Origin of the sequence: Streptococcus mitis, assembly GCF_946190285.1 — a bacterium.
Classification (GTDB): domain Bacteria; phylum Bacillota; class Bacilli; order Lactobacillales; family Streptococcaceae; genus Streptococcus; species Streptococcus mitis_CP.
Genome location: NZ_CAMHZX010000001.1, coordinates 631,373 through 647,312, shown reverse-complemented (window position 1 = coordinate 647,312; position 15,940 = coordinate 631,373). Strand labels below are relative to the sequence as shown.

Genomic DNA, 15,940 nt, shown 5'->3' with positions numbered 1-15,940 from the left:
TTAAAAGTTGACATACGCCTTTTTGATTGGAGGGATTTTTACTGAATGAACAAACTTGGTTACAGCAGTTAAAAGAAAAACGCTTGGCTTATGGACTATCTCAAAATCGTTTAGCGGTTGCGACTGGTATTACAAGGCAGTATCTAAGCGATATTGAAACAGGAAAAGTCAAGCCATCAGAGGATTTACAGCAATCTCTTTTTGAAGCTCTGGAACGCTTCAATCCCGACGCTCCCCTTGAAATGCTCTTTGATTATGTAAGGATTCGCTTTCCCACAACGGACGTACAGCATGTGGTCGAAAACATCTTACAACTGAAACTGTCCTATTTTCTTCATGAGGACTATGGTTTCTATTCTTATTCAGAGCATTATGCTTTAGGCGATATATTCGTTCTCTGCTCCCACGAACTGGACAAAGGAGTTCTGGTGGAATTGAAAGGTCGTGGGTGTCGGCAATTTGAAAGCTATCTTCTGGCTCAACAAAGAAGCTGGTATGAGTTCTTTATGGACGCTTTGGTGGCTGGCGGTGTGATGAAACGCCTTGACCTTGCCATTAACGATAAGACAGGGATTTTGAATATCCCTGTACTCACTGAAAAATGCAGACAGGAAGAATGTATATCCGTCTTCCGCAGTTTCAAAAGCTATCGCAGTGGCGAACTGGTACGCAAAGATGAAAAGGAATGTATGGGAAATACCCTCTATATCGGTTCATTACAGAGTGAAGTTTATTTCTGTATCTATGAAAAGGACTATGAACAGTACAAGAAAAATGATATTCCCATTGAAGACGCAGAAGTAAAAAACCGTTTTGAGATTCGGCTGAAAAATGAGCGTGCCTATTATGCAGTCCGTGATTTACTCGTCTATGACAATCCAGAAAAGACTGCTTTTAAAATTATCAATCGGTATATCCGTTTTGTAGATAAAGACGATTCCAAACCTCGTTCTGATTGGAAGCTGAATGAAGAATGGGCTTGGTTTATTGGGAACAACCGTGAACGATTAAAACTAACCACAAAACCAGAGCCTTACTCTTTCCAGCGGACGCTGAACTGGCTTTCCCATCAAGTCGCACCCACTTTAAAGGTTGCGATTAAACTTGATGAAATCAACCAGACGCAGGTTGTGAAAGACATTCTCGACCATGCGAAACTGACAGACCGGCATGAGCAGATTTTGAAGCAACAGTCGGCAAAAGATAAGGACGTGATAACGACAAAGAAATAACCTAAACACAAATTCATTGAATATAGAGAGGAGAACATTTTTATGAATTTTGGACAAAACCTTTATAACTGGTTTCTATCAAACGCTCAATCACTGGTACTTTTAGCAATCGTTGTGATTGGCTTGTATCTTGGCTTCAAGCGTGAGTTCAGTAAACTCATTGGCTTTCTCATTATTGCGATTATTGCGGTAGGCTTAGTCTTCAACGCTGCTGGAGTAAAAGACATTTTACTAGAGCTATTCAATCGCATTATTGGTGCTTAAATTAAACCGTTATTTTGTGGAATATAAGTGGTTTTCTTATGTTCCGCAAAAGAATGGTACACCAAACGAAGTGCGGTAGGGATTTTTGAATCTCTATAAAGAAAGGACGTGTGAATACATGGACGATATGCAAGTCTACATTGCCAATTTAGGCAAATACAATGAGGGCGAATTAGTTGGTGCATGGTTTACCTTTCCCATTGATTTTGAGGAAGTCAAAGAGAAAATCGGCTTGAATGATGAATATGAGGAATACGCCATTCATGATTACGAGTTACCCTTTACGGTTGACGAATACACTTCTATTAGCGAACTCAATCGCCTATGGGAAATGGTATCGGAGTTGCCAGAAGAACTACAATCGGAGCTATCTGCTCTGCTCACTCATTTTTCAAGTATTGAAGAATTAAGCGAACATCAAGAAGATATTATCATTCATTCCGATTGTGATGATATGTCTGACGTGGCACGCTACTACATTGAAGAAACGGGTGCTTTAGGCGAAGTGCCAGCCAGTCTTCAAAACTATATTGATTATGAATCCTATGGTCGGGATTTAGACCTTTCGGGAACGTTTATCTCAACCAATCACGGGATTTTTGAAATCGTCTATTAAATCTGTCGGTACATTCTTACTGGCAGATTTTCTTGTTTACGGGGTAGTCAAAAGACTATCCCCATTTTTATGAAAGGATTGATTACATGAAGAAAATACGAAGCTATACCAGTATCTGGTCTGTTGAGAAAGTGTTGTACTCCATCAATGACTTTAGACTTCCGTTTCCCATAACCTTTACGCAAATGACATGGTTTGTCGTGTCACTCTTTGCAGTTATGATACTTGGCAACTTGCCCCCTCTTTCTATGATAGAGGGAGCATTTCTCAAATACTTTGGGATTCCTGTGGCTTTCACATGGTTTATGTCTACAAAAACCTTTGATGGTAAAAAGCCTTATGGATTTTTGAAGTCTGTCATTGCTTATGCACTGCGACGAAAGCTGACCTATGCAGGAAAAAAAGTAACGCTTGGCAGAAACCAGCCACAAGAAGCCATTACAGCAGTTAGGAGTGAATTTTATGGCATATCCAATTAAATATATTGAAAACAATCTGGTCTGGAATAAAGATGGGGAATGTTACGCTTACTATGAGCTTGTTCCCTACAATTACTCATTTCTAAGTCCGGAACAGAAAATACAAGTACATGATTCTTTCAGACAGCTTATCGCACAAAATCGTGATGGCAAGATTCATGCTTTACAAATCAGTACAGAATCCAGCATACTTTCTGCACAAGAACGTTCCAAAAATGAAGTCACTGGAAAGCTCAAAACGGTTGCCTATGACAAAATCGACCAACAGACAGACGCTTTAATATCCATGATTGGCGAAAATCAAGTGGACTACCGTTTCTTTATCGGTTTTAAGTTGCTTCTCAACGATCAGGAGTTTTCTATGAAAAGTCTTACCGTTGAAGCAAAAAATGCTTTTACTGATTTTGTCTATGATGTGAACCATAAGCTGATGGGCGATTTTGTTAGTATGAGTAATGATGAAATCCTGCGTTTTCAGAAGATGGAAAAGCTTTTAGAAAATAAAATCTCCCGTCGTTTCAAAATCCGAAGATTAGATAAGGACGACTTCGGCTATCTGATTGAACACCTTTACGGACAGACAGGCACTGCCTATGAAGAGTATGAGTATCCTCTATCAAAGAAAAAGCTGGAACATGAAACACTGATTAAAACCTATGACCTCATTAAGCCTACTCGCTGTCTGGTGGAAGAAAAACAGCGATATTTGAAAATCCAGCAGGAAGACGAAACCGCCTATGTAGCTTACTTTACCATCAACAGTATTGTCGGCGAACTGGACTTCCCGTCCTCTGAAATCTTCTACTACCAGCAACAGCAATTTACCTTTCCGATTGATACGTCAATGAATGTGGAAATTGTAGCGAATCGTAAAGCCCTATCTACTGTCCGCAATAAAAAGAAAGAACTGAAAGACTTGGATAACCACGCATGGCAAAGTGATAATGAAACCAGCTCTAATGTGGCGGAAGCTCTGGAAAGTGTGAACGAGCTGGAAACCAATTTAGACCAAAGCAAGGAATCTATGTATAAGCTGTCCTATGTTGTAAGGGTATCAGCAAATGACCTTGACGAACTTAAACGTCGTTGTAATGAAGTGAAAGATTTCTATGATGATTTGAGCGTGAAACTGGTACGACCTTTTGGGGATATGCTGGGCTTACATGAAGAATTTTTACCTGCCAGCAAAAGATATATGAATGACTATATTCAATACGTGACCTCTGATTTCCTCGCTGGTTTAGGTTTTGGTGCTACTCAAATGCTGGGTGAAAATGAGGGGATTTATGTTGGCTACAGCTTAGATACTGGACGCAATGTCTATCTGAAACCTGCTCTTGCCAGTCAAGGGGTTAAGGGTTCAGTAACCAATGCGTTAGCGTCTGCCTTTGTCGGTTCGCTGGGTGGTGGTAAATCCTTTGCGAATAACCTTATCGTCTATTATGCAGTGCTTTATGGGGCACAAGCAGTGATTGTAGACCCAAAAGCAGAACGTGGCAGATGGAAAGAAACCTTGCCAGAGATTTCCCATGAAATCAATATCGTCAATCTGACTTCTGATGAGAAAAACAAAGGCTTACTTGACCCTTATGTAATTATGAAAAATACCAAAGATTCTGAATCACTGGCTATTGATATTTTGACATTCCTTACGGGGATTTCCTCTCGTGATGGGGAACGCTTCCCAATCCTTAGAAAAGCCATTCGTGCAGTAACCAATAGTGAAGTGCGAGGGTTGATGAAAGTGATTGAAGAATTACGGGTTGAGAATACGCCACTAAGTACCAGCATAGCCGACCATATCGAAAGTTTTACAGACTATGACTTTGCCCATCTGCTTTTTAGTGATGGTTATGTAGAGCAGTCTATCAGCCTTGAAAAACAACTGAACATTATACAGGTTGCCGACTTGGTACTTCCTGACAAGGAAACTTCCTTTGAGGAATATACCACAATGGAGTTACTATCGGTAGCAATGCTGATTGTCATTAGTACCTTTGCGTTGGACTTTATCCATACAGACCGAAGTATTTTCAAGATTGTAGACTTAGACGAAGCATGGAGCTTCTTACAGGTGGCACAAGGGAAAACACTATCTATGAAGCTGGTTCGTGCTGGTCGTGCTATGAACGCTGGGGTATATTTCGTGACCCAAAATACAGATGACCTCTTAGATGAAAAACTGAAAAATAACCTCGGCTTAAAATTTGCCTTTCGTTCCACTGACCTTAACGAGATTAAAAAAACCCTTGCCTTTTTTGGTGTAGACCCAGAGGACGAAAACAATCAGAAGCGATTGCGTGATTTGGAAAACGGGCAATGCCTTATCAGTGATTTATATGGTCGTGTCGGTGTGATACAGTTCCACCCTGTATTTGAAGAACTGCTCCATGCCTTTGATACCAGACCACCTGTGCGAAAAGAGGTGTAAATGTGAAACCATCAATATTAAACAGAATAAAATCAAACTGGACGCTGAAACGTCTAGGTAAAGTGGCAATGACAGTGGCTTTCACACTTGTGATTGCCATTTTTCTTTTAGCCATGCTGGGAACGGTGGTTCAAGCTGCGGGCTTGGTAGATGATACGGTCAATGTGGCAAATGAATACAGCCGATACCCACTTGAAAACTATCAACTGGATTTTTATGTGGATAATAGCTGGGGCTGGCTACCGTGGAACTGGTCGGACGGAATTGGAAAACAAGTCATGTATGGACTATATGCCATTACCAATTTTATTTGGACAATCAGTCTTTATGTTTCCAATGCGACGGGTTACTTAGTACAGGAAGCCTATTCCTTAGACTTCATTTCCGCTACAGCAGATTCCATTGGCAAGAATATGCAGACCCTTGCAGGGGTTACGCCTAGTGGACTATCAACAGAGGGTTTCTATGTTGGATTCCTTTTACTCTTGATTTTGGTTCTTGGGGTTTATGTTGCCTATACAGGACTGATAAAGAGAGAAACCACAAAGGCAATTCATGCCCTCATGAATTTTGTGCTGGTTTTTATCCTATCGGCTTCCTTTATTGCCTATGCTCCCGATTATATTAAGAAAATCAATGACTTTTCATCAGACATCAGCAACGCTAGTTTGTCACTGGGTACAAAAATTGTCATGCCCCATTCAGATAGTCAAGGCAAGGACAGTGTGGACTTGATACGTGACAGCCTATTTTCCATACAGGTTCAGCAACCGTGGCTACTGCTTCAATATAACAGTTCAGACATTGAAAGTATTGGTATTGACCGTGTGGAAAGCCTGCTCTCAACCAGTCCAGATTCCAACAATGGGGAAGACAGAGAAAAAATTGTTGCGGAAGAAATTGAAGATAGAAGCAATACCAATATGACGATTACAAAGACGATTAACCGTTTAGGTACAGTCTTCTTCCTATTTGTCTTCAATATTGGGATTTCCATATTTGTATTCCTATTAACAGGAATCATGATTTTCTCGCAGGTACTTTTTATCATCTATGCTATGTTTCTGCCTGTGAGCTTTATTTTAAGCATGATTCCATCATTTGATGGTATGTCAAAACGAGCCATAACAAAGCTCTTTAATACCATTTTGACACGAGCTGGAATCACATTGATTATTACGACAGCATTTAGTATTTCAACCATGCTCTATACCTTATCGGCTGGTTATCCGTTCTTTTTGATTGCTTTTCTACAGATTGTGACCTTTGCAGGAATCTACTTTAAGCTGGGCGATTTAATGAGTATGTTTTCTCTACAGAGTAACGATTCTCAAAGTGTGGGAAGTCGTATGATGAGAAAACCTCGTATGCTTATGCACGCTCACATGCACCGTCTACAGCGGAAACTTGGACGCTCCGTGACTGCTTTAGGGGCTGGGTCTGCCATTGCCAGTGCTACGGGTAAAAAAGGACAGTCGGGTTCGGGAAGTTCTGCGAGTACACAAGCAGATCACTCTCGACCAAACGGGCAGGAAAAATCAACACTAGGAAAGCGTATCGGTCAAACCATCGGTACAGTAGCTGATACCAAAGACAGAATGGTAGATACTGCTGGTAATTTGAAAGAACAGGTTAAGGATTTGCCGACCAATGCAAGATATGCAGTATATCAAGGAAAATCTAAAGTGACGGATAATGTCCATGATTTAACCAGAAGTATTTCTCAAACCAAAGCGGATAAAGCCAGTGGACGCAAGAAACAGCAGGAACAAAGACGGAAAACCATTGCGGAGCGTCGCTCTGAAATGGAACAGGTCAAACAGAAAAAACAGCCAGCTTCTTCCGTTCATGAAAGACCAGCCACTAAGCAAGAACAATCTCATGATGGACAGACTTCAAGGCAAACAACTGTACAGGCTTCCTATAGGGAATCTCAACAAGCCAAACAAGAGCGTCCAACAGTTAAGTCCGATTCTTCAAGTTTAAAAACGGAACGTCAAAGTAATACAGTTCAAGAAAGAACGGTTCAAAAGCCAGTAACTTCAACTGCACCAACAGATAGAGCTTCACAACGTTCAATCACAAAAGAACGTCAGTCTACTGTTCAAAGAGTACCACTACAAAATACAAAAAGTAGACCACCAATCAAAACCGCCACCATTAAGAAAGGCAGTAAGAAACCATGAAGCTGAAAACTTTAGTGATTGGTGGTTCGGGATTATTCTTGATGGTCTTCTCACTGCTTCTGTTTGTCGCCATTTTATTTTCAGATGAACAAGATGGCGGTTTTTCCAACATTCACTATGGCGGTGTGGATGTTTCCGCAGAAGTGCTGGCTCATAAGCCTATGGTAGAAAAAAGTTGCCAAAGAATATGGAATTGAAGAATACGTCAATATACTTCTTGCGATTATACAGGTGGAATCGGGTGGTACAGCAGAAGATGTTATGCAGTCCTCGGAATCCCTCGGTCTTCCACCTAATTCATTGAGTACAGAAGAATCCATTAAGCAAGGTGTGAAGTATTTCAGTGAGTTATTAGCCAGTAGCGAAAGGCTTGGTGTAGATTTAGAATCGGTTATCCAGTCCTACAATTATGGTGGTGGTTTCTTAGGATATGTGGCTAATCGTGGGAATAAATATACCTTTGAACTGGCTCAAAGTTTCTCAAAAGAGTATTCGGGTGACGAAAAAGTGTCTTACCCCAATCCCATAGCCATACCTATCAATGGGGGCTGGCGATACAATTACGGGAATATGTTTTATGTGCAACTGGTAACGCAGTATCTTGTCACAACAGAGTTTAATGATGATACAGTACAAGCCATCATGGACGAAGCTCTGAAATTTGAAGGCTGGAAGTATGTCTATGGCGGAGCTTCCCCGACTACCTCTTTTGATTGTAGCGGACTGACACAATGGACGTATGGAAAAGCTGGAATCAACTTACCACGAACAGCACAACAGCAATATGATGTAACCCGGCATATCCCATTATTGGAAGCAAAAGCCGGCGATTTGGTTTTCTTTCATTCTACCTATAACGCTGGCTCTTATATTACTCATATCGGGATTTATTTAGGCGATAACCGTATGTTTCATGCAGGCGACCCTATCGGTTATGCCGACTTAACAAGCTCTTACTGGCAACAGCATTTAGTGGGAGCAGGACGAATCAAACAATAAGAAAGGACGATTCAATGATGAAATTCGGAAAAAATCAGAATACAGAAAAACAGACACCAAAGGAAAAGAAACCTCGTGTCTATAAGGTCAATCCTCGTAAAAAGGTTGTGATTGTCCTATGGGTACTTTTAGGACTTAGTTTCAGCTTTGCGATATTCAAGCACTTTACAGCCATTGATACCCATACCATTCATGAAACCACCATCATAGAAAAGGAATATGTCGATACTCATCATGTGGAAAATTTTGTAGAGAACTTTGCGAAAGTCTACTATTCATGGGAACTAAACGACAAGTCCATTGATAATCGCATAGAAAACCTGAAAGCATATCTGACAGAGGAACTTCAAGCTCTGAATGTCGATACAGTTCGTAAAGATATTCCTGTATCGTCTTCTGTAAAAGGATTTCAGATATGGACGGTAGAAGCAGATGGCGACAATCAATTTGATGTAACCTACAGTGTAGACCAACTCATTACAGAGGGGGAAAATACAAAGACCGTCCACTCTGCTTATATAGTGAGTGTCTATGTAGACAGTACTGGAAATATGGTCCTCATTAAGAATCCGACCATTACTAGCATACCAAAGAAATCAGACTATAAACCAAAAGCTATTGAAAGTGAGGGTACGGTTGATTCCATTACAACCAATGAAATCAATGAGTTTTTAACGACGTTCTTCAAGCTCTATCCTACAGCGACAGCCAGTGAACTTTCCTACTATGTGAATGACGGGATATTAAAACCAATCGGAAAAGAGTACATCTTTCAAGAACTGGTAAATCCTATTTACAATCGTAAGGATAATCAAGTCACGGTATCGCTGACAGTGGAGTATATCGACCAGCAGACCAAAGCAACGCAGGTATCTCAATTTGATTTGGTACTTGAAAAGAACGGGAGTAATTGGAAGATTATAGAATAACAAATATTGGTACATTATTACAGCTATTTTGTAATCACGTACTCTTTTTGATAAAAAATTGGAGATTCCTTTACAAATATGCTCTTATGTGCTATTATTTAAGTGACTATTTAAAAGGAGTTAATAAATATGCGGCAAGGTATTCTTAAATAAACTGTCAATTTGATAGCGGGAATAAATAATTAGATGTCCTTTTTTAGGAGGGCTTAGTTTTTTGTACCCAGTTTAAGAATACCTTTATCATGTGATTCTAAAGTATCCAGAGAATATCTGTATGCTTTGTATACCTATGGTTATGCATAAAAATCCCAGTGATAAAAGTATTTATCACTGGGATTTTTATGCCCTTTTGGGTTTTTGAATGGAGGAAAATCACATGAAAATTATTAATATTGGAGTTTTAGCTCATGTTGATGCAGGAAAAACTACCTTAACAGAAAGCTTATTATATAACAGTGGAGCGATTACAGAATTAGGAAGCGTGGACAAAGGTACAACGAGGACGGATAATACGCTTTTAGAACGTCAGAGAGGAATTACAATTCAGACAGGAATAACCTCTTTTCAGTGGGAAAATACGAAGGTGAACATCATAGACACGCCAGGACATATGGATTTCTTAGCAGAAGTATATCGTTCATTATCAGTTTTAGATGGGGCAATTCTACTGATTTCTGCAAAAGATGGCGTACAAGCACAAACTCGTATATTATTTCATGCACTTAGGAAAATGGGGATTCCCACAATCTTTTTTATCAATAAGATTGACCAAAATGGAATTGATTTATCAACGGTTTATCAGGATATTAAAGAGAAACTTTCTGCCGAAATTGTAATCAAACAGAAGGTAGAACTGTATCCTAATATGTGTGTGACGAACTTTACCGAATCTGAACAATGGGATACGGTAATAGAGGGAAACGATGACCTTTTAGAGAAATATATGTCCGGTAAATCATTAGAAGCATTGGAACTCGAACAAGAGGAAAGCATAAGATTTCATAATTGTTCCCTGTTCCCTGTTTATCACGGAAGTGCAAAAAACAATATAGGGATTGATAACCTTATAGAAGTGATTACGAATAAATTTTATTCATCAACACATCGAGGTCAGTCTGAACTTTGCGGAAAAGTTTTCAAAATTGAGTATTCGGAAAAAAGACAGCGTCTTGCATATATACGTCTTTATAGTGGCGTACTGCATTTGCGAGATTCGGTTAGAATATCGGAAAAGGAAAAAATAAAAATTACAGAAATGTATACTTCAATAAATGGTGAATTATGTAAAATTGATAAGGCTTATTCCGGGGAAATTGTTATTTTGCAGAATGAGTTTTTGAAGTTAAATAGTGTTCTTGGAGATACAAAGCTATTGCCACAGAGAGAGAGAATTGAAAATCCCCTCCCTCTGCTGCAAACGACTGTTGAACCGAGCAAACCTCAACAAAGGGAAATGTTACTTGATGCACTTTTAGAAATCTCCGACAGTGACCCGCTTCTGCGATATTATGTGGATTCTGCGACACATGAAATCATACTTTCTTTCTTAGGGAAAGTACAAATGGAAGTGACTTGTGCTCTGCTGCAAGAAAAGTATCATGTGGAGATAGAAATAAAAGAGCCTACAGTCATTTATATGGAAAGACCGTTAAAAAAAGCAGAGTATACCATTCACATCGAAGTTCCACCGAATCCTTTCTGGGCTTCCATTGGTCTATCTGTAGCACAGCTTCCATTAGGGAGCGGAGTACAGTATGAGAGCTCGGTTTCTCTTGGATACTTAAATCAATCGTTTCAAAATGCAGTTATGGAGGGGATACGCTATGGCTGTGAACAAGGATTGTATGGTTGGAATGTGACGGACTGTAAAATCTGTTTTAAGTATGGCTTATACTATAGCCCTGTTAGTACCCCAGCAGATTTTCGGATGCTTGCTCCTATTGTATTGGAACAAGTCTTAAAAAAAGCTGGAACAGAATTGTTAGAGCCATATCTTAGTTTTAAAATTTATGCGCCACAGGAATATCTTTCACGAGCATACAACGATGCTCCTAAATATTGTGCGAACATCGTAGACACTCAATTGAAAAATAATGAGGTCATTCTTAGTGGAGAAATCCCTGCTCGGTGTATTCAAGAATATCGTAGTGATTTAACTTTCTTTACAAATGGACGTAGTGTTTGTTTAACAGAGTTAAAAGGGTACCATGTTACTACCGGTGAACCTGTTTGCCAGCCCCGTCGTCTAAATAGTCGGATAGATAAAGTAAGATATATGTTCAATAAAATAACTTAGTGCGTTTTATGTTGTTATATAAATATGGTTTCTTATTAAATAAGATGAAATATTCTTTAATATAGATTTGAATTAAAGTGGAAAGGAGGAGATTGTTATTATAAACTACAAGTGGATATTGTGTCCTATTTGTGGAAATAAAACAAGACTACGAATACGAGTGGATACTATACTTAAAAATTTCCCTTTATACTGCCCCAAATGTAAGAACGAAACTTTAATTAATGTTCAAAAAATGAATATAATAACAATCAAAGAGCCAGACGCCAAGACGCAGAGCCGATAATTTGAGAAATGAAACTCTCATCTTATCGGCTCTTTTTGTTTATCTGAATTTTACTGACTAGCCTTCAATATTTCTTGCTTCATTGATACCTTTTGCTAGTGCTTCCATTAAGGATAGTTCTTTGTCTGTAAAGCTATCCATGTATTTTTCTATCTGTAGCCTTCGAGTGCTTTTTATCAAATTATCTGTAGGTAAGAAAAATTCATCAATAGACACATGGAGTAATGATACAAGATCATAAAGCACCTGTGTACTTGGGTGTTGCCCTTTATTTTCTATATTTGTTAAATAACGTGGGTCAATTTCAATGATTGTTCCTACTTGTTCACGGGTGAGACCACGTTTTATTCGAGCCTCTTTAATCGCTAGACCAACGGCTCTAAAATCGTATTTATCTTCTTTTTTACGCATAGTAGACCACCTCTATACATTTTACTGTTCCTATTGAATTAGAAACAGGTATAGAAAAACATGTTATATAGTTTATAGGTTCATATTTAATAAAAAGCACTACTAAACGCCAATAAAAAAAACCGTTATATGGTAGTGCTATTTATGCTGTTAAAATATTGTATCTTACTTCCAAATGGCGGTTTGTTGGAGGTCAAAGTCGCCATGAAGTATATCACATACAATCAAGTTCCCCACATTGAGTATTTATCAAAAAAAGTCGTCTATCTGCAATAGATAAGTACGTCCACCAATGTGGTTTTATAAATCATATAGATAGAAAAATAAAAGCATGTAAACAGAGAAATCAATCTGTTTGTGTGCTTTTTTGGTTATTCAGAACTTTTTTACAAAGTTTATTCATCAGTAATGCAACAAATCCCCCTTTCACATTGGGACTAAGAGTGAAAGGAGATAAAAGAGCAAGGCTCACTTCCTTTCCTAGACAGAAAGGGGGTGAGAAACATGAAACCATCTTTTTTTCAGACCACAATAGAAAATCAGTTTGACTATATCTGTAAACGTGCTATGGAAGACGAGCGAAAGAATTATCTGCTTTATCTTTCAAGGATCGCAAAGCGTGAAGTGTCCTTTTCTGATGTTGGCGATTATCTTGTTAGCCAGTTTGCGACAACAGATAACTATTCAACTGACTTTCAGATTTTTACACTCAATGGAATATCAGTTGGTGTTGAAAATGATTTATTGAGTGAAGCATTACGTGAGTTGCCAGACAAGAAACGTGAAATTCTACTGCTGTTTTACTTTATGGACATGAGCGATTCAGAAATTGCAGACCTGTTGAAATTGAACCGTTCTACTGTCTATCGGCATAGAACCAGTGGACTAGCCTTAATCAAAAAGTTTATGGAGGAATTTGAAGAATGAAAACACAATATCCTATGATTCCCTTTCCTCTCATTGTAAAGGCAACAGATGGCGATACAGAAGCGATTAACCAGATTCTACATCATTACAGAGGGTACATAACGAAACGTTCCCTACGACTTATGAAAGATGAATATGGCAATCAAAGTATGGTCGTTGATGAAGTCTTACGTGGAAGAATGGAAACCAGACTGATTACAAAGATTCTGTCATTTGAAATTAAGTAATAACCTCTCTCTTTTCGTGGAAGCGTGCCATACTATTCCACGCTTCCCGAACAGGGAGGTTTGTTATTCCATCAAAGCATATTGAGCTTTCAATGTGTTTTGATAGGCTAACGAGCCATTGTTCTTTGAAAACTGAATAAAAGTAATTGAATACGTTTCGATAAGAAAAGAGCCAACGGAGCTAACCGCCATGACCTATCTTCTAAAGATAGCGAGCGTTTCAGTTAGTGTTCCGAAAAACAATCTTTAGCAGGATTGCCAGCGACGACTTTCTTATCGTGATAATGATACTCCCATACAGTCAATAGTCCGAGCGTTAAAAGCGTCGCAGGCAATGAGTATGGCTACATGAGAACCATGCAGGGGTGGAACTCCCGTGAGCTTTGCTAGAGCTGTTCGATTGCTTGTAAAACAACTTTTATGAAATCCAATAAGTGATTTGGAAAGGAGGATTTTATGAAGCAGACTGACATTCCGATTTGGGAGCGTTATACCCTAACTATTGAAGAAGCGTCAAAATATTTTCGTATTGGCGAAAACAAGCTGCGTCGTTTGGCAGAAGAAAATAAAAATGCAAACTGGCTGATTATGAATGGCAATCGTATTCAGGTTAAACGAAAACAATTTGAAAAAATTATAGATACATTGAACGCAATCTAGCGTAGCCAAAGGGTCTTGTATATGATAAAATAGTATTAAGTCGTATCAGGGCTCTTTCCATAATGGAAAGGAGCAAATGCCATGTCAGAAAAAAGACGTGACAATAAAGGTCGAATTTTAAAGACTGGAGAGAGCCAACGAAAAGACGGAAGATACTTATACAAATATACAGATTCATTTGGAGAACCGCAATTTGTTTACTCGTGGAAACTTGTGGCTACAGACAGAGTACCAGCAGGAAAGCGTGATTGTATCTCACTTAGGGAGAAAATCGCAGAGTTACAGAAAGACATTCATGATGGTATTGATGTTGTAGGAAAGAAAATGACACTCTGCCAGCTTTACGCAAAACAGAACGCTCAAAGACCAAAGGTTAGAAAAAATACTGAAACTGGACGCAAATATCTTATGGATATTTTGAAGAAAGACAAGTTAGGTGCAAGAAGTATTGATAGTATTAAACCATCAGACGCTAAAGAATGGGCGATTAGAATGAGTGAAAATGGTTATGCCTATCAAACCATCAATAACTATAAACGTTCTTTAAAGGCTTCATTCTACATTGCGATACAAGATGATTGTGTTCGGAAGAATCCATTTGACTTTCAACTGAATGCAGTTCTTGATGATGATACTGTCCCTAAGACCGTACTAACAGGAGAACAGGAAGAAAAACTGTTAGCCTTTGCGAAAGCTGATAAAACCTACAGCAAAAATTATGATGAAATTCTGATACTCTTAAAAACAGGTCTTCGTATTTCAGAGTTTGGTGGTTTGACACTTCCAGATTTAGATTTTGAGAATCGTCTTGTCAATATAGACCATCAGCTATTGAGAGATACTGAAATTGGGTACTACATTGAAACACCAAAGACCAAAAGTGGTGAACGTCAAGTTCCTATGGTTGAAGAAGCCTATCAAGCATTTAAGCGAGTGTTAGCGAATCGAAAGAATGATAAGCGTGTTGAGATTGATGGATATAGTGATTTCCTCTTTCTTAATAGAAAGAACTATCCAAAAGTGGCGAGTGACTATAATGGTATGATGAAAGGTCTTGTTAAGAAATACAACAAGTATAATGATGATAAGTTACCACACATCACTCCACATAGTTTGCGACATACATTCTGTACCAACTATGCAAATGCAGGAATGAACCCAAAAGCATTACAATACATTATGGGGCATGCAAATATAGCCATGACGCTGAACTATTACGCACACGCAACATTTGATTCCGCAATGTCAGAGATGAAACGCTTGAATAAAGAGAAGCAACAGGAGCGTCTTGTTGCTTAGTAGTACAAATGAATTTACTACTTATTTACCACTTCTGACAGCTAAGACATGAGGAAATATGCAAAGAAACGTGAAGTATCTTCCTACAGTAAAAATACTCGAAAGCACATAGAATAAGGCTTTACGAGCATTTAAGAAAATATAAAAAGATAATTAGAAATTTATACTTTGTTTATCTCAAAAATTGAGGATGTGAATTATTAAAAGATCGGAGCAATCCGGTCTTTTTCTGTTTCCTCTTTCTTATCACAAGATTGTGATAGTTTACATCTTCATAACAAAAGCTACAAAGTCTTGATTGTATTGAAAAAAGATTATAAAATATGATTCATAAAAATGAAAGAGGTTTTGAAAATGTCTGAAAAACAAATGAAAATTTTGGGTTGGGTAGCGACCTTCATGTCCGTTATGATGTATGTGTCTTACTTCCCACAAATCATGAACAACTTGGCTGGTCAAAAAGGAAATTTCATCCAGCCCTTGGTCGCAGCCATCAACTGTAGTTTATGGGTTTATTACGGTCTTTTCAAGAAAGAAAGAGATATTCCCCTCGCGGCTGCTAATGCGCCAGGTATCGTTTTTGGACTAGTAACGGCTATTACGGCATTGATTTAAAAAGAAGACTGGTTTCAGTCTTTTTTTCGTATATATAAAAGTAAGTTTAGTGCTATCATTATCCAGAGAGTTCAAAACTTTTT

Annotated in this window: 16 protein-coding genes and 2 pseudogenes; 17 read left to right on the top strand and 1 reads right to left on the bottom strand. The window is 38.6% G+C overall.

Annotated elements, in window-relative coordinates:
* Positions 1–26: 26 nt before the first annotated feature.
* From mobT to N8L39_RS03090, 11 genes and pseudogenes are all read left to right on the top strand, one after another.
* Complete coding sequence (gene mobT / locus N8L39_RS03140; RefSeq protein ID WP_015646596.1) at positions 27–1,232, top strand: MobT family relaxase; 1,206 nt, start codon at positions 27–29, stop codon at positions 1,230–1,232.
* 42 nt (positions 1,233–1,274) lie between these two features.
* Positions 1,275–1,496: a hypothetical protein gene (locus N8L39_RS03135; protein ID WP_001009056.1), complete on the top strand. Its 222-nt coding sequence runs from the start codon at positions 1,275–1,277 to the stop codon at positions 1,494–1,496.
* A gap of 118 nt (positions 1,497–1,614) precedes the next feature.
* The gene (locus N8L39_RS03130) at positions 1,615–2,112 is read left to right on the top strand and encodes an antirestriction protein ArdA (RefSeq protein WP_002345010.1); all 498 of its coding nucleotides are present in this window, start codon (positions 1,615–1,617) and stop codon (positions 2,110–2,112) included.
* Between the two features lie 86 nt (positions 2,113–2,198).
* On the top strand, positions 2,199–2,591 hold the full coding sequence (locus N8L39_RS03125) for a conjugal transfer protein (RefSeq protein ID WP_002345009.1): 393 nt from the start codon (positions 2,199–2,201) through the stop codon (positions 2,589–2,591).
* Complete coding sequence (gene tcpF / locus N8L39_RS03120; RefSeq protein ID WP_000331148.1) at positions 2,575–5,022, top strand: conjugal transfer ATPase TcpF; 2,448 nt, start codon at positions 2,575–2,577, stop codon at positions 5,020–5,022. The genes N8L39_RS03125 and tcpF overlap by 17 nt, the downstream gene beginning before the upstream one ends.
* Before the next feature lie 2 nt (positions 5,023–5,024).
* Positions 5,025–7,208 (top strand): CD3337/EF1877 family mobilome membrane protein, encoded by a 2,184-nt coding sequence (locus tag N8L39_RS03115; protein WP_002345008.1) that lies wholly within the window; start codon positions 5,025–5,027, stop codon positions 7,206–7,208.
* Positions 7,205–8,207, top strand: a pseudogene (locus tag N8L39_RS03110) (bifunctional lytic transglycosylase/C40 family peptidase). Before N8L39_RS03115 ends, N8L39_RS03110 begins: the two are co-directional and overlap by 4 nt.
* 14 nt (positions 8,208–8,221) lie before the next feature.
* Positions 8,222–9,136, top strand: coding sequence for a conjugal transfer protein (locus N8L39_RS03105; RefSeq protein ID WP_002345006.1), 915 nt, complete (start codon positions 8,222–8,224; stop codon positions 9,134–9,136).
* Positions 9,137–9,449: 313 nt separating this feature from the next.
* A pseudogene (locus N8L39_RS09520) lies at positions 9,450–9,497 on the top strand (hypothetical protein); the annotation flags it as partial.
* Between the two features lie 15 nt (positions 9,498–9,512).
* Positions 9,513–11,432: a tetracycline resistance ribosomal protection protein Tet(M) gene (tet(M), locus tag N8L39_RS03095; RefSeq protein WP_261009717.1), complete on the top strand. Its 1,920-nt coding sequence runs from the start codon at positions 9,513–9,515 to the stop codon at positions 11,430–11,432.
* Positions 11,433–11,550: 118 nt separating this feature from the next.
* Complete coding sequence (locus N8L39_RS03090) at positions 11,551–11,718, top strand: cysteine-rich KTR domain-containing protein (RefSeq protein WP_001803271.1); 168 nt, start codon at positions 11,551–11,553, stop codon at positions 11,716–11,718.
* A 57-nt stretch (positions 11,719–11,775) separates the two neighbouring features.
* Here the strand turns inward: N8L39_RS03090 and N8L39_RS03085 are convergent, their stop codons facing one another.
* Complete coding sequence (locus tag N8L39_RS03085) at positions 11,776–12,129, bottom strand: helix-turn-helix transcriptional regulator (RefSeq protein WP_001227349.1); 354 nt, start codon at positions 12,127–12,129, stop codon at positions 11,776–11,778.
* 144 nt (positions 12,130–12,273) lie between these two features.
* Between N8L39_RS03085 and N8L39_RS03080 the strand changes: the two genes are divergently transcribed.
* The 6 genes from N8L39_RS03080 (at position 12,274) to N8L39_RS03050 (ending at position 15,857) form a co-directional block, all read left to right on the top strand.
* Positions 12,274–12,405 (top strand): hypothetical protein, encoded by a 132-nt coding sequence (locus N8L39_RS03080; RefSeq protein WP_004249786.1) that lies wholly within the window; start codon positions 12,274–12,276, stop codon positions 12,403–12,405.
* 228 nt (positions 12,406–12,633) lie between these two features.
* On the top strand, positions 12,634–13,056 hold the full coding sequence (locus N8L39_RS03075; RefSeq protein WP_000804599.1) for a sigma-70 family RNA polymerase sigma factor: 423 nt from the start codon (positions 12,634–12,636) through the stop codon (positions 13,054–13,056).
* The gene (locus tag N8L39_RS03070) at positions 13,053–13,283 is read left to right on the top strand and encodes a helix-turn-helix domain-containing protein (RefSeq protein WP_000857133.1); all 231 of its coding nucleotides are present in this window, start codon (positions 13,053–13,055) and stop codon (positions 13,281–13,283) included. The genes N8L39_RS03075 and N8L39_RS03070 overlap by 4 nt, the downstream gene beginning before the upstream one ends.
* A gap of 456 nt (positions 13,284–13,739) precedes the next feature.
* Positions 13,740–13,943: an excisionase gene (locus N8L39_RS03060; RefSeq protein WP_000814512.1), complete on the top strand. Its 204-nt coding sequence runs from the start codon at positions 13,740–13,742 to the stop codon at positions 13,941–13,943.
* Between the two features lie 81 nt (positions 13,944–14,024).
* Positions 14,025–15,242, top strand: a complete 1,218-nt coding sequence (locus N8L39_RS03055) for a tyrosine-type recombinase/integrase (protein WP_002835202.1) — start codon at positions 14,025–14,027, stop codon at positions 15,240–15,242.
* A 354-nt stretch (positions 15,243–15,596) separates the two neighbouring features.
* Positions 15,597–15,857, top strand: coding sequence for a SemiSWEET family transporter (locus N8L39_RS03050; protein WP_001291473.1), 261 nt, complete (start codon positions 15,597–15,599; stop codon positions 15,855–15,857).
* The last annotated feature ends 83 nt before the right edge of the window (positions 15,858–15,940 follow it).